This is a genomic window from Anaeromyxobacter sp. Fw109-5 (assembly GCF_000017505.1).
Taxonomy (GTDB): domain Bacteria; phylum Myxococcota; class Myxococcia; order Myxococcales; family Anaeromyxobacteraceae; genus Anaeromyxobacter.
Map to the genome: position 1 here is coordinate 1,119,938 of NC_009675.1, position 14,077 is coordinate 1,134,014.

10 protein-coding genes and 1 pseudogene are annotated in these 14,077 nt (G+C 75.1%); 6 read left to right on the forward strand and 5 right to left on the reverse strand.

Translation table 11 applies throughout. The features are described from left to right. Window positions 1-114: 114 nt before the first annotated feature. From ANAE109_RS05040 to ANAE109_RS05055, 4 genes are all read right to left on the reverse strand, one after another. Entirely contained in the window at window positions 115-333 is a 219-nt protein-coding gene (locus ANAE109_RS05040; RefSeq protein ID WP_011985300.1) for a hypothetical protein, read from the reverse strand. 101 nt (window positions 334-434) lie between these two features. After that, window positions 435-1,874: an RtcB family protein gene (locus ANAE109_RS05045; protein ID WP_011985301.1), complete on the reverse strand. Its 1,440-nt coding sequence runs from the start codon at window positions 1,872-1,874 to the stop codon at window positions 435-437. 45 nt (window positions 1,875-1,919) lie between these two features. Next, window positions 1,920-2,354: an archease gene (locus ANAE109_RS05050; protein ID WP_011985302.1), complete on the reverse strand. Its 435-nt coding sequence runs from the start codon at window positions 2,352-2,354 to the stop codon at window positions 1,920-1,922. 53 nt (window positions 2,355-2,407) lie between these two features. Next, window positions 2,408-3,820 carry an MATE family efflux transporter gene (locus ANAE109_RS05055; RefSeq protein ID WP_011985303.1) on the reverse strand — a complete coding sequence of 471 codons (1,413 nt, stop codon included), beginning with the start codon at window positions 3,818-3,820 and terminating at the stop codon, window positions 2,408-2,410. Between the two features lie 261 nt (window positions 3,821-4,081). Between ANAE109_RS05055 and ANAE109_RS05060 the strand changes: the two genes are divergently transcribed. From ANAE109_RS05060 to ruvA, 5 genes are all read left to right on the forward strand, one after another. After that, window positions 4,082-6,073: a potassium transporter Kup gene (locus tag ANAE109_RS05060; protein ID WP_011985304.1), complete on the forward strand. Its 1,992-nt coding sequence runs from the start codon at window positions 4,082-4,084 to the stop codon at window positions 6,071-6,073. 84 nt (window positions 6,074-6,157) lie between these two features. Beyond that, the gene (locus ANAE109_RS05065; RefSeq protein ID WP_011985305.1) at window positions 6,158-7,402 is read left to right on the forward strand and encodes an MFS transporter; all 1,245 of its coding nucleotides are present in this window, start codon (window positions 6,158-6,160) and stop codon (window positions 7,400-7,402) included. Window positions 7,403-7,854: 452 nt separating this feature from the next. Continuing rightward, window positions 7,855-9,105: an MFS transporter gene (locus ANAE109_RS05070; RefSeq protein WP_011985306.1), complete on the forward strand. Its 1,251-nt coding sequence runs from the start codon at window positions 7,855-7,857 to the stop codon at window positions 9,103-9,105. A gap of 53 nt (window positions 9,106-9,158) precedes the next feature. Then, a complete protein-coding gene (gene ruvC / locus ANAE109_RS05075; protein WP_011985307.1) occupies window positions 9,159-9,779 on the forward strand; it encodes a crossover junction endodeoxyribonuclease RuvC in 621 nt (206 codons plus the stop codon). Beyond that, complete coding sequence (ruvA, locus tag ANAE109_RS05080; RefSeq protein ID WP_011985308.1) at window positions 9,776-10,369, forward strand: Holliday junction branch migration protein RuvA; 594 nt, start codon at window positions 9,776-9,778, stop codon at window positions 10,367-10,369. Before ruvC ends, ruvA begins: the two co-directional genes overlap by 4 nt. Before the next feature lie 49 nt (window positions 10,370-10,418). Here the strand turns inward: ruvA and ANAE109_RS05085 are convergent. After that, window positions 10,419-12,016 (reverse strand): annotated as a pseudogene (locus ANAE109_RS05085) (HNH endonuclease); the annotation flags it as partial. A gap of 775 nt (window positions 12,017-12,791) precedes the next feature. Between ANAE109_RS05085 and ruvB the strand changes: the two are divergent. Continuing rightward, window positions 12,792-13,820 carry a Holliday junction branch migration DNA helicase RuvB gene (gene ruvB, locus ANAE109_RS05095; RefSeq protein WP_011985312.1) on the forward strand — a complete coding sequence of 343 codons (1,029 nt, stop codon included), beginning with the start codon at window positions 12,792-12,794 and terminating at the stop codon, window positions 13,818-13,820. The last annotated feature ends 257 nt before the right edge of the window (window positions 13,821-14,077 follow it).

Sequence of the window (14,077 nt, forward strand, 5' to 3'; positions counted from 1 at the left end):
AACGGGAGGCGCCCGCCCGCTCAAAGGGTTGTTCGGAGTTCCCCGGACCGAGCCAGGCGAGCGAGACGCAAGCAGCGCAAGGCGCGACGACCGAGCATGCCTGTAGGCCCGGCCTCAGAAGAGGTCCTCGAGGGCCTTGGCGATGCGCGCCTCGATCTCCGCGCGCATCTTCCTGGCCTCCTGCACGGTCTCCTCGATGGCGGCCTGGAGGTCGCCTGCCGGCCCGCCCGGGATGACGCGCAGCGCCTCGCGGGGCAGCCCGCCGCCTCCCGCCGTCTCGTCGTCGCGCCGGCCGCCCCGCACGAGGACGAGCGGCACCTTCGGCACGTCCATGAGACAAGCTACGGTCCGGGTTCGCCCGCGGGCAGGGGGCCCGGGAAGGGCAGAGGGGATGGAGGGAGGTCGGGCCGGCCGCAGCGCGGGCTCGGGATCGCTCAGCCCTTGATGACCCCCATCGGCTCCAGGCGGGCGACGAGGCGGGAGATCCCTGCCGCGTCCATCACCGCGACCACCTGCGCGACGTCCTTGTAGGCGTCGCTCATCTCCTCGGCGAGCGTCTTCTTCCCGCGCGAGATGACCTCGATCCCGCGCGCAGCCAGCTCGGCCGCGATGGAGCGGCCGCGGCCGCGCCGCAGCGCCTCCCCGCGGGAGAGCAGCCGGCCGGCTCCGTGGCAGGAGCTGCCGAACGTGTCCCTCATCGCGCGCTCGGTGCCGGCGAGCACGTACGAGTAGCGCCCCATGTCGCCTGGGATGAGCACGGGCTGGCCCACGCCGCGGTAGGGCTCGGGGACGCGGGCGTCGCCGGGCCCGAAGCAGCGCGTGGCCCCCTTGCGATGGACGAGCACGCGCCGGCGCGCGCCCTCGATGTCGTGCTCCTCGAGCTTCGCCACGTTGTGGCAGACGTCGTAGAGGACCCGCGCGCCGAGGTCGCGCTCGGAGATCCGCAGGACGTGGAGGAGGGCCCGGACGGCGAGGCCGGTCATGACCTGCCGGTTGGCCCACGCGAAGTTGGCCGCCGCCTGCATCGCGCCGAGGTAGCGCTGGCCGAGCGCGCTCCCGATGGGCGCCGCGGCGAGCTGCGGGTCGGGCAGGTCCGCGTAGTCGGGGCCGAACTCGGGGCGGCGCCGCGCGATCTCCGCGACGAACTCGTCACACACCTGGTAGCCGAGCCCGCGCGAGCCGGAGTGGATCTGGAGCGCGACGCGGCCCGGCACGAGCCCGAACGCCTCCGCGGCCTGCGGATCGTAGACCTCGGCCACCCGGTCCACCTCCAGGAAGTGGTTGCCGCTCCCGAGGGTGCCGAGCTGGTCCGCCCCGCGCGCCCTCGCCCGCGCGCTCACCGCGGACGCGTCGGCGCCGGCGAGCCGCCCGCCCTCCTCGCAGCGCTCCGCGTCGTCGCTCGCGGCGGCGAAGCCGCGCCGCACCGCCCAGCGCGCGCCTCCCTCCAGCACCTCGTCCAGCTCGCGGTCCGACAGGGTGGGGATCGCCCGGCTCGCCCCCACGCCGGTGGGGACGTCGCGGAAGAGCTGGGCGGTGACGGCGTGCAGCCTCGCCCGGACGTCCTCCTCCTCGAGCGCGGTGGTGAGGACGCGCACGCCGCAGTTGATGTCGTAGCCGACGCCGCCGGGCGAGACCGCGCCGCGCTCGACGTCCATCGCCGCGACGCCGCCGATGGGGAACCCGTACCCCCAGTGGATGTCCGGCATCGCCAGGGAGAAGCGGAGGATGCCGGGGAGGTGCGCCACGTTCGCGACCTGCTGGAGCGCGGGGTCGTCGGGCGCGGGCGGCCCCGCGCTGTACACCCGGCCCGGCACGCGCATCCGCCCCTCGCGCGGGATCTCCCACAGATCGCCCTCGATCCGCCGTAGCTGCATGTGCTGGTTGTTAAGCCGAGCGGGGCGGGGGCGCAGCCCCCGTGATCAGATGTCGAACACCGCCTGGGCCACCCAGCCGGCGCCCTCTCGTTCGAGGCGGGCGGCGTGCCACGTCACCGCCTTGAGGTCGGCGCCCTCGGCGTGAAGCTCGGGATCGCGCCGCCCGAACGCGACCCGCGCCTCGACGCCGTCCGCGTCCGCGCGCACGATCTCGCAGGCCGCCGGCACCAGCGCCTCGGTCGCGAGCCGGTAGAGGAGCTCGCGCAGGAGCGCCACCGCGGTGCCGGCGAGCTCGGGACCGCCGGCGACGGCGACGCGCTCCTCGCGCTCGACCGCGACCTCCCTGCCGCCGGTCGCGAGCGCGGCGAAGGCGAGGACGAGCCGCGCGAGCGCCTCCTCGGCGGTCGCCCCGCGCACGCGCACGCCCACGTCGGCGGTGTGGCCGAGGTCCTCGTACGGCTGCGGCGAGGCGAGGCGCATCTCCGGGAGCTTAACCCCCGCCGGCGGCCGGGGCCGGAGCCTGCCGCGGGCGGTCAGCCGGCCTCGAGGGGCACCCGCTCCGCCAGCGGGACGATCTCGCGCGCGGAGACGCGGAGGAAGCGGAGGAACAGGCTCGCCGCCACGGCCGTGAGGCCGAGCACGAACCCCCACCACAGCCCGGTGACGCCGAGCCCCATCGTGAACCCGAGGACCACGGTCGCCGGGAAGCCGAGCGCCCAGTGGCCGACCATGTTCGCGGCGAAGGTGAAGCGCGTCTCGCCCGCGCCGCGCAGCACGCCAGCGCCGACCCCCTGGACGCCGTCGGAGAGCTGGAACAGCGCGGCGATGCGCAGGAGCGGCACCGCCGCCTCCACGAGCACGGGATCGTCGGTCATCGCGCGCGCGAGGGCGCGCGGGAAGAGGAAGAAGACGAGCCCGGAGACGGTCATGAGCGCCGCCCCTGCGCCGAACGCGGCGAGCCCCGCCCGGCGGACCGCGGCCCGGTCGCGCCGGCCGACCGCCCAGCCCACGCGCACCGAGCCCGCGTTCCCGAAGCCGATGGCGACGGTGAAGGTGAGGCTCGCGATGGAGATGGCGAGCTGGTGCGCCGCGATGGGCAGGGCGCCGAAGCGGCCGGCGAGGAACCCGACGAGCGCGAAGATCCCCACCTCGGCCCCCATGTGCAGGCCGATGGGGACCCCGACCGCGAGCGCGGCGCGGAGCGCGACCCCGTCCGGCGCGCGCGACAGCCGCCCCGCGGGGCGGGGCACGGCGCGGGCGGCGAGGGCGATGAGCGCCGCCTGCGCGGCGGCGCAGAGGCTCGTCGCGATCGCGGCGCCAGCCGCGCCGAGCGGCGGGATGGTCCGGAGCGGCCCCGCGACGGCGGGGAGCGCCGCGCCGCCGAGCACGAGCAGCAGGTCGGCGGGCACGTTGAGCAGGTTCGCGACCACCGTCGCGACGACCATGGGGCGCGCGAGCCCGTGCGACTGCAGATAGGCGCGGCCGGAGAAGAAGAGGAAGAAGAAGGGGAGGCCGGGGAGTCGCCACAGGAGATAGCGGCCCGCCTCGCGCGCCACGTCCGGGCCGATGCCGAGCGGCTCGAGGGCGGCGGGCGTGAGGGCGAAGGGGAGCGCGAGGGCCGCGGCGAGCGCGAGCGCGAGCCAGGTGCCCTGCCACAGGAGGCGGCGCGCGCGGAGCCCGTCCCCGGCGCCGAGCGCCTGCGAGATGAGCGGGTCGAGGCCGTGCATCACCCCCATGCCGAAGGCGGCGAGCGCCATGAAGAGCGCGTTGCCGAGGCCGACGCCGGCGAGAGGGAGCGCCCCGGCCCGGCCGACGACGGCGGTGTCCACGACGCCCATGAGCGCCTGGCCGCCCTGGGCGATCGCCAGCGGCAGGGCGAGGCGCACGAGCGCGGACAGCTCGGCGCGCAGGGGCAGTGCAGGGGCGGCCACGGGGGGCGGGAACATACCCGACCGACCCAGGGCCCGCAGCCCGAGAGGCACGCGTCGCGACGGACCACTTTCACGCTGCCGATGCCACTAAAGGGTCAGGCAAAAAGCCTTCGCGCGAGGCGCCGGGTTATACTCGAAGTGCGTGCGACGCCTGCGGCCGAGCGGCTCCCGGCGCCGGAATCCTCAGGAACCCCGGAGGCATGGACCCGATCGCGCCGTAGCCTCTCGACGCGAGGGGCGCGACATGTTTACCTCCCGACCCTCGCTGGACCCCGGATGTCCGACAACCCTTCGTCACGCGCCGGTCCCGAAGTCGTACCGACCCCGCCGCCCTCTCCGGCGGCGGAGGCCGCGGTGACGGCGTTGCCGGCCCATGGCCACCGCCCTCCCGCGACGGGCTCCGCCCTCGCGAAGCTCGCCCTGGGGGCCCTCGGCGTCGTCTACGGCGACATCGGCACGAGCCCGCTGTACGCGCTGAAGGAGTGCTTCACCGGGCACCACGGCGTCCAGGCCACCCCAGCGAACGTGCTCGGTGTCCTGTCGCTCGTGTTCTGGGCGATGACCTTCGTCGTCACGTTCAAGTACCTGTCCTTCGTCATGCGCGCCGACAACCGGGGCGAGGGCGGGATCCTGGCCCTCCTCGCGCTGGTGGGGAAGCACGAGGTGCGCCGGAGCGGCAAGCAGCTCCTCATCATCCTGGGGCTGTTCGGGGCGGCGCTGCTCTACGGCGACGGCGTCATCACGCCCGCCATCTCGGTCCTGGGCGCGGTGGAGGGGCTCTCGGTCGCCGCGCCGGCCCTCGAGCACTGGGTGGTGCCGGTCACCGTCGGCATCCTCGCGCTCCTGTTCTTCATCCAGCGCCGCGGCACCGCCGCCGTCGGGGCGGTGTTCGGGCCGGTGATGCTGGTGTGGTTCCTCTGCATCGCGATCCTCGGCGTGCGCGGGATCCTCTTCGACGCCACGATCCTGCAGGCGGTCCTGCCCACCCACGCGGTGGCCTTCTTCGCGCGGAACTCCTGGCACGGCTTCCTCGTCCTCGGCGGCGTGGTGCTGGTCATCACCGGCGGCGAGGCGCTCTACGCGGACATGGGCCACTTCGGGAAGCGCCCGATCCGCTTCGCCTGGCTCCTCGTGGCCATGCCGGCGCTGATGCTCAACTACATGGGGCAGGGCGCGATCCTGCTCCACGATCCGCAGGCGGCGCGCAACCCGTTCTATCTGCTCGTGCCCGGGTGGGCGCTATACCCGATGATCGCCGTCGCCACCGCCGCGGCGATCGTGGCGTCCCAGGCCCTGATCTCCGGCGCCTTCTCCCTCACGCGCCAGGCGGTGCAGCTCGGCTACTCCCCGCGCGTCACCATCCGGCACACCTCCTCGACCGAGATCGGCCAGATCTACGTCCCGGAGGTGAACGCGCTGCTCGGCGCGGCGACCATCGCCCTGGTGCTCGGGTTCAAGAGCTCCTCGAACCTCGCCGCCGCCTACGGCATCGCGGTGACCGGCACGATGGCCATCACCACGCTCCTGTTCCACAGGGTGGCGCGCGACCTGTGGCGGTGGCCTCGCTGGCGCGCCTGGCCGCTCACGCTCCTGTTCCTGCTCGTGGACCTCGCGTTCTTCGGCGCGAACATCGTCAAGGTGGAGGAGGGCGGCTGGTTCCCGCTCGCCGCCGCCGCGTTCGTGTTCACGCTGCTCTCCACCTGGAAGCGGGGCCGCGAGGGGCTCGCGGACCTGATGCGCGGCGCGGGCCTGCCGCTCGACGTGTTCCTCGAGGACATCGCGCGCCGCAAGCCCCAGCGGGTCCCCGGCACCGCCGTGTTCATGACCGGAAACACCGGCACCGTACCGCCCGTGCTCCTGCACCACCTGAAGCACAACAAGGTGCTCCACGAGCGGGTGGTGCTCACGTCGATCATGTCGGAGGAGATCCCGAGCGTCCGCGACGCGGAGCGGGTGACGGTGAAGGAGCTCGGCTCGGGCTTCATCCAGGTGATCGCCCGCTACGGCTTCATGGAGACCCCGGACGTCCCGGCGATGTTCGCCTCGCTGCCGCACCGCAAGCTCGACGGGCCGCGCATCGAGCTGAAGCCGATGGAGACCACCTATTACCTCGGCCGCGAGACGCTGCTGCCGACGGGGCCCTCCAAGATGGCGCGCTGGCGCAAGCGGCTCTTCATCATCATGTCGCGCAACGCCCAGACGGCGAGCGCGTTCTTCGGGCTGCCGCCGAACCGCGTGGTCGAGATGGGCGCGCAGCTCCAGCTCTAGCCACCGCCCGGCGTCGGGCTCGACCGGGCCGCGCCGCCGAGGGCACGCGCCCGCCGCACGCCGCAACCCCCACGCCGGAGGAAGATGCGCTGGCCCGACGCCCTCCGCTCCCTGCGCAAGCGCGACCTGCGGCTCTTCTTCGCGGGGCAGGCGGTCTCGCTCGCCGGCACCTGGATGCAGAGCGTCGCCCAGTCGTGGCTGATCTGGCGCCTCACCCGCTCCTCCGAGCTGCTCGGGATCGTGAGCTTCCTCGGCCAGGTGCCGGTGTTCCTGTTCGGCATCTGGGCGGGGTCCATCGCCGACCGCCACCCGCGCCGGCGCATCGTCCTCGCGACGCAGACGAACGCCATCGTCCAGGCGGTGCTCCTCGCCGCCCTCACGCTCGGCGGCGCGGTGCAGCCCTGGCACGTGGTGGTGCTCGCCGGGATGCTCGGCTTCACCTACGCGTTCGAGATCCCCGCGCGCCAGGCCCTCCTCGCAGACCTCGCCGGCCCCGACGCGCCGAACGCGATCGCGCTCAACTCCTCGATCGTCAACGCGGCGCGCATCGTCGGCCCGGCGCTGGCGGGCGGCCTCGTGGCCGCCGTGGGGGAGGGCTGGTGCTTCGCGCTGAACGCCCTCTCCTTCGCGGGCACCTACCGTGCGCTCTGGGTGATGCGCCCGCCGCCGCAGCCGAAGCCGGAGGGCAGCCGCCGCGCGCACCTGCTCGAGGGGCTCGCGTACGCGGGGAGGACCGCCCACGTGCGCGCGCTGCTCGCGCTCCTCGCCGTCTCGAGCTTCTTCGCCATGCCGTACCAGGCGCTCCTCCCGGTCCTCTCGTCCGAGGTCCTCCAAGGGGGCGCTGGCCTGTACGGGGTCCTGCTCGGCTGCGCCGGGGTGGGCGCGCTCGCCGGCGCCGTGGGGCTCCTCCTGCGCAAGGGCCTCGCGGGCCTCGGCCGCCGCGTGGCGCTCGGGGCGACGCTGCTCGGGGCGGGGCTCCTCGCCCTCGCGTTCTCCCGCCAACCGCTCGTCGCCGCCGCCGCGCTCGCGGTGGCCGGGTTCGGCTTCATCACGCAGATGGCGGGGACGATGACGCTGTTGCAGGGGCTCGCGCCGGCGGACATGAGGGGGCGCGTCATGGGGCTCTTCTCGACGCTGTTCGTGGGCGTGACGCCCTTCGGCGCCCTCGCCGCCGGCTTCGCCGCGAGCCGCTTCGGCGCGCCCCGCACCCTCGCGACCGGCGCCGCCGTGGTGCTCGTGGCGAGCGGCGTGTTCCACCTCGCTCTCCCGCGGCTCCGGCGTACCGTGCTCGCGCATCACCCCACGCTGTTCCCGCCGTCCTCCCAGTAGACGCCCGGACCCCGACCTCGACCTCGACCTCGACCCCGCCCTCGACCCCGACCCCGCCCCCGATCTCGACCTCGACCTCGACCTCGACCTCGACCCGACCTCGACCCCGACCCCGACCCCGACCCCGACCCCGACCCCGACCCCGACCCCCGACCTCGACCCCGCCCCCGCCCCCGCCCTCGACCCCGCCCTCGACCCCGCCCTCGACCCCGACCCCGACCTCGACCTCGACCCCGCCCTCGACCTCGACCCCGCCCTCGACCCCGCCCTCGACTCCCGACCCCGACCCCGACCCCGCCCCCGACCTCGACCCCGACCCCGACCCCGACCCGACCCCGAGCCCGAGCCCGAGCCCGAGCCCGAGCCCGAGCCCGACCCCGACCTCGACCGGATCTCTCGAGGCCGATCATCCCGGAGCGGAGTCGAGGGACCGCCGACCCGACCTCGCTGCCATGTCCCCACGCCCTCCCGACCCCACCCCTCGCCCCCAGGGCTGGCTCGCCTTCTCCGTCGTCGCCGTCGGCACCGTCATGGCGACGCTCGACGGCAACATCGTGAACGTCGCGCTCCCCACGCTCGCGCGCGAGCTGGGGGCGGAGGTGGGGCCGCTGCAGTGGGTGGTGAACGGCTACCTCATCGCCATCACCGCCACCCTCGTCCCGCTCGGCCGGCTCGGCGATCGCCTCGGGCACCGCGCGCTCTACGCCGGCGGGCTGCTCGTGTTCACGGCCGGGTCGGCGCTGTGCGGGCTCGCGGGCGGGCTCGGCGCGCTCGTGGCGGCGCGGGTGGTCCAGGCGCTCGGCGCGAGCGCCATGATGGCGATCGGGCCCGCGATCGTCACCGCGGCCTTCCCGCCCACCGTGCGCGGGCGCGCCCTCGGGGCGGTGGGCACCGTCGTGGCGCTCGGGCTCACCGCGGGGCCGCCGCTCGGCGGGCTCATCCTCTCGCACCTCTCGTGGCGCTGGATCTTCTACGTGAACCTGCCGATCGGGCTGGCGGGGGCCGCCTGGGCGCTGCGCGTGCTCGCGCGCGGCGGCGGGACCGCGGGCGGGCCGCTGCTCGATCTCGCCCTCTTCCGGATCCCTACCTTCTCGTGGGGCCTCGCGGCGGGGCTGCTCTCCTATGCGGCCATGTTCTCGCAGACGTTCCTGACGCCGTTCTTCCTCGCGCGCGTGCTCGGGCTCGCGCCGGGCGCGCTCGGGCTCGTCCTCGCCGCCGTTCCGCTGGCGCTCTCGGTGGCGTCCCCGCTCGCGGGATGGATCTCCGATCGCTTCGGGGAGCGCCGCCTCCCGGCCGCCGGGATGCTGCTCGTCGCGGCCGGCCTGGTCGCGCTGTCCTCCGCCCGGGCGGACGGAGGGGTGGCCTCGGTCGCCGCGCGGCTGGCGCTCTGCGGCGCGGGCATGGGGCTCTTCCAGGCCCCGAACAGCGCGCTCGTGATGGGCGCGCTCCCGCGCGGCCGGCTCGGCTCGGGCGGAGGACTGCTCGCGACGGCCCGCAACGCCGGGATGGCCCTCGGCGTGGGGCTCGCCGGTGTCCTCTTCGCGCTGCGCGCCGGGCCGGGCGCGCGCGGCGAGGCGTTCCTCGCGGGCTACGCGCTCGCCCTCCGCGCCGGCGCGGGGCTGGCGCTGCTCGCCGCGGCGGCGTCGCTGGCGCGCGGCCGCGCCGCTCCGCCGGCCCGGCCCGCCCCGCCGCGCGCCGCATGAGGCGGGGACCGGCGCGCGCTGGACCCCCGCCCGCCCTCTGCTAGATTGCCCTCGTGATCGCCCTCGGGATCGACCCTGGCTCGCGCCGCTGCGGCTACGGCGTCGTCGCGCGCGAGGGGACCCGGCTCGTGGTCGTCGCCTCGGGCGTGCTCGCCCCGAGGGCGGAGCGCCCTGTGGCCGAGCGGCTCGCGCGCATCCTCGACGGCCTCGCCGAGGTGATCCGCCGCGCCGGGCCAGCCGAGTGCTCCATCGAGCAGGTCTTCTCGGGCGCCTCGGTGCGCTCCGCGCTCGTGCTCGGGCAGGCCCGCGGGGTCGCCCTCGCCGCGGCCGCGCAGGCCGGGCTCCCCGTCTTCGAGTACGCGCCCTCGGAGGTGAAGCTCGCCTTCACCGGCTCCGGCCGCGCGACGAAGGACCAGATGATCCGCACCGCCCACATGCTCCTCGGCGCGACCCCCGGCCTCTCCGACGAGGCCGACGCGCTCGCGCTCGCCGTCTGCCACCTCGCGCGGCGCGCCGGCAGGCTCGCCGTGCCCGCGGTCCGGAACGTCGCCGTCTCCGTGCCCGGCGTCGCCGGCCGCGCCCGCCCCCTCGCGCTCCCGCCCGCCCGTGAGCGCGCCGCCCTCGCCGCCGCGCGGCTGCGGCCCTCGCGGCGCGATCACCGGGGGCTCGCGTGATCGCGCGCCTCGCGGGGAAGGTGGCGGAGAAGGGCGCGGATCACGTCGTGCTCGACGTGGGCGGGGTCGGCTACCTCGTGCACCTGTCGGCCGTCTCGCTCGCCGGCCTGCCGCCGCAGGGCGGCGACGGCACGCTGCGGATCTTCACCAACGTCCGGCAGGACGCGATCGAGCTGTACGGCTTCGCCAGCGAGGACGAGGAGGCGGTGTTCCGCGCGCTCATCGACGTGAAAGGCGTCGGGCCGCGCGCGGCGCAGAACATCCTCTCCGGCATCGACGCGCGCGAGCTCGCCCAGGCGGTCGCGGGCAGCGACGTGGCGCGGCTCACCAAGGTGCCCGGCATCGGCAAGAAGACCGCGGAGCGGCTCGTCGTCGAGCTGAAGGAGAAGCTCGCGCTCTTGGCGCGCGCCGCGGGCCCCGCGCGGGCGAAGCCCGGCGCGGGCGTGGTCGAGCAGCTCCGCCAGGCCCTCGTGAACCTCGGCTACAAGCCGCCCCAGGCCGACGCCGCCGCCGACGCGCTGCGCGACGAGGCGGAGGGGAAGAAGCTCGACGAGCTGCTCCGCGAGGCGCTGAAGCGGCTGCGGGGTTGAGCGTCCGACGCGACGCGCGCAAGCGTTGCGAATGGGGGACGCGGACGGTTCAGCTCGCCAGCGGCTCGGCGTCGGCGCCCACGACCGCAGGTCCGTTCCAGACCCTCCCACCCAGCATCCAGACGAGCGCGTCCGGCGCCCGTCCGAACACGGCGAGAATGCCGCCGTGGATGCAGCGCAGGTGATGGAAGGCGCACAGGCCGACCTGGTTCTCCGGATCGTCGCTGCCGCCGCGCGAGCGGAAGTCGATGTGGTGCGAGTGGGCGGCGCGGTGGCTGCAACCCGGGACCTGGCACCAGCCCCGATCCCGCTCGCGGACCTTCTGCGAGCGCGTCTTCGAGCGTCTTCCCGCGCGTCCCCACGAAGCGAGGAAGTGGAACGCGATGATGGCGAGGCACCTCCCCGTCGAGAGCACCCGCCCGAACCGCTCCCGGACGCCCTCGATGGCGGCCGCGAGCAGCATCGCCACCCGGCGGGGCAGCGGAGCGAGCAGCTCCTGGCGCGCACGCATCTAGGATGAAACGTGTCTGCCGCTCGCGCTCGCCCTCCACGTCATGCCTCAACGCGATGCACGTCGCATCCAGTGCCCGGGGAATCCACGGACCGATGTCGGTCTCGGGCAAGCGCGCCAGCACCCGCAGCTTCTCGTACGACACGCCGCGTCCCTGCGCCTCCCTCGGCGCCGGGGATTCCCAGAGCCGCCTCTCGAGGGCGACGCGCTGCTCCACCGCGCGCGCAGGGAGCCCCAGCCGCTCCTCCACGTACCGGCGGAAGCCGTCGTAGCCCAGCAGGCCGTGCATCCCGCTCCGCTTGACGGCGAACCCGCAGAACCCGATGAGCCGATCCCACCCCGCGCGCAGGCGGGCGAGCGCGCGGAGCCGAGCGTCGATCTCCTGCGCCGTCCGAGGTCTCCTCGAACGGGACGTCCGGCGCGGCGAGCTCCGAGACCGGGGGGAGCTCCGCCCAGCGTTCCGTCTCGTCGCCAACCGCGCCGGGTCGCGAGCCGGGGCCGTACGCCCGGAACCCTGGCCCCAGCGGGGGCGTCGCGTCGGAGTCCGCGTCCGTGGAGAACTCGGCGAGGTACTCCTGCGCGAGCGCCTCGAGCTGCTCGATCCGGGTCGAGGCTGGCATTTCTCCGCGGGCGGCGGCGAGGGCCTCGTCCACGATGAGCCGCTCGTCCGGCGGCAGATGCGTGCGCAGCCTGACCCAGTCCTCCTCGGACTCGCTCGGCTCCGCCCGCGCCACGCGGACCGCCTCCTCCAGCTCCCGGACCGTCTGCACGCGCGCGCGCTCGACCCAGAGCGCCTCGGCCTCGCCGATCGCGACCGGCAGCACCGTCTCCGCGGCTCGGAGCCGGACGCGCCCGGACCACAGCGCGTCGCGGAGGAGGGGACGGGTGCGCAGGTCGGCCGCGAGCCGGGCGAGGTTCTCGGCGGAGCGCTTGCCGAGGTCCAGGACCTCGCGGGCGTAGTCCTCGAGGTGATAGCCCAGCTCCGCCAGCCGGTCCCCGTGCCTGAGCGCGTCGAGCCCCTCGCCTATCGCGAGATCGAGGCTGCCCCGGGCCCGCGCCGCCCACGCGAGGAGCTGCTCGCAGGCGTCCGCCTCCGGCTCCCCGCCGCGGAACCACGTCTCGAGCTCGGCGCGGGTGAGCCGATCGCGGCGAGAGCCGCCGTGATCGAACGGGCGCGGGCGCCCGCCTCACCTCGCAGCGGCGCCGCGACACGCTCGCGGGAGCCTGGATCCCGTTCGGAGAGGACGACGAACCATGGCGGCAGATCCCGGTCGGTGTGACGAGTCACCTCCCGTGTCTGGCTGAGAGCGTTTGGCGCCGCGGACATCCTCTGGGAAGATTCCGTCATGAGTTCCATCCCACGTCCGCTCGCGCTCGCGTCTGTCGCGCTGCTCTGCGCGTGCACGCACGGTGCCCGGATCGCTGTACGCCCCCCTGCGGCGGAACCCGGCGAGGCGGCCGCAGCGCAGCGGCGCGCGGCCGAAGACGCGGTCCGCGACGTCGCCGCGATGGGCCGCCTCCGGTGCGAGGCGCCGAAGGACGGCCACGAGTTGCTCGCTTGCTGGCCGGAGGACATTCTCGCGCGACCCATGGTGAGCCTCCACCTCACGAGCGCGGACGACGGGTACTTCGTGTCGATAGGGGTGTCGGATGCACCGTCGCGAGTCCTATGCGACCTTCAGGATCGCCTCGTCGAGCGACTCGCGCTGCGGTTCGGCGCGGACGACGGAACCGTGGTGCTGCGGGACCCGAGCGTCTCGTGCGGAAGAAATCCTCGCTGAGGGGTCGCCCTGCACGTCACGATCGGCTCCGCCTCGTGAAAGGGCACCCTCCCTCGCGGCAGCGTCAGCACGGGATCCGAAGAGTCGGCGCGGCTGCCGCGTCGGACCCGCGTGGTAGCGTGCCACCCTCATGACCCTGAAGCCCGTGCGCGAGGTCTCCCCGGGATCGCAGGAGGGCGAGGAGCGGCTCGAGCAGTCGCTCCGGCCGGCGACGTTCGAGGAGTACGTCGGGCAGGAGAAGCTGGTCGAGAACTTCCGCGTGTACGCGAAGGCCGCGCGCGCGCGGGGCGAGGCGCTCGATCACGTGCTCCTCTCCGGCCCGCCGGGCCTCGGCAAGACCTCGCTCGCGCACATCCTCGCCCGCGAGCTGGGGGTCGCGCTGCACGTCACGAGCGGCCCGGCGCTGGTGAAGAAGGGCGACCTCGCCGGCCTCCTCACCGCCCTCGCGCCGCGCGACATCCTCTTCATCGACGAGATCCACCGGCTCTCGCCGGCGGTGGAGGAGGCGCTCTACCCGGCGATGGAGGACTACCGCTTCGACGTGGTCCTCGGGGCGGGGCTGGGCGCGCAGACGATGGAGATGAAGCTCGAGCGCTTCACGCTCGTCGGCGCGACCACGCGCACCGGGCTGCTCGCGAGCCCGCTCCGCGACCGGTTCCCCATCCAGGAGCGGCTCGGCTACTACGAGCCCACCGAGCTCCGCGAGATCGCGGTGCGGGCGGCGCGGAAGCTCGCGCTCCCGGTGGACCCCGCCGGCGCCGAGGAGCTCGCGCGGCGCGCCCGCGGCACGCCGCGCATCGCCATCCGCCTGCTGCAGCGCGCCCGCGACTTCGCGCAGGTCGAGGGGGACGGGACGCTCACCCGCGAGATCGTCGAGACGACGCTGGAGCGCCTCGAGGTGGACGGGCGCGGGCTCGACGCCATGGATCGCCGCATCCTGGCGGTCGTGCTCGACACCTTCGGCGGCGGGCCGGTCGGGATCGACGCCGTGGCCGCGGCGGTGGGCGAGGAGCGCGACACGCTCGAGGACGTGTACGAGCCGTTCCTCGTGCGCGAGGGCTTCCTCGCGCGCACGCCGCGCGGCCGCGTGGCGCTACCGCCCGCCTACGCGCACCTCGGGCGGGAGCGGCCGCAGGGCAAGCAGGGATCGCTGATCTAGGTCCGCGACCGCGACCGCGACCGCGACCGCCGACCTCGGACCCCGACCCCGACCCCGACCGCGACCGCGACCTCGACCGCGACCGCGACCGCCGACCGCCGACCTCGGACCCGCGACCGCGACCGCGACCGCCGACCTCGGACCGCGACCCCGACCGCGACCCCGACGCTTGTCATTCATCACATCGGCTCGTCCTGGACTCGGGACGAGGTGCCGACCGCGCGCCCGCGGTGGGCACGCGCGAGGGAGCAGTACGA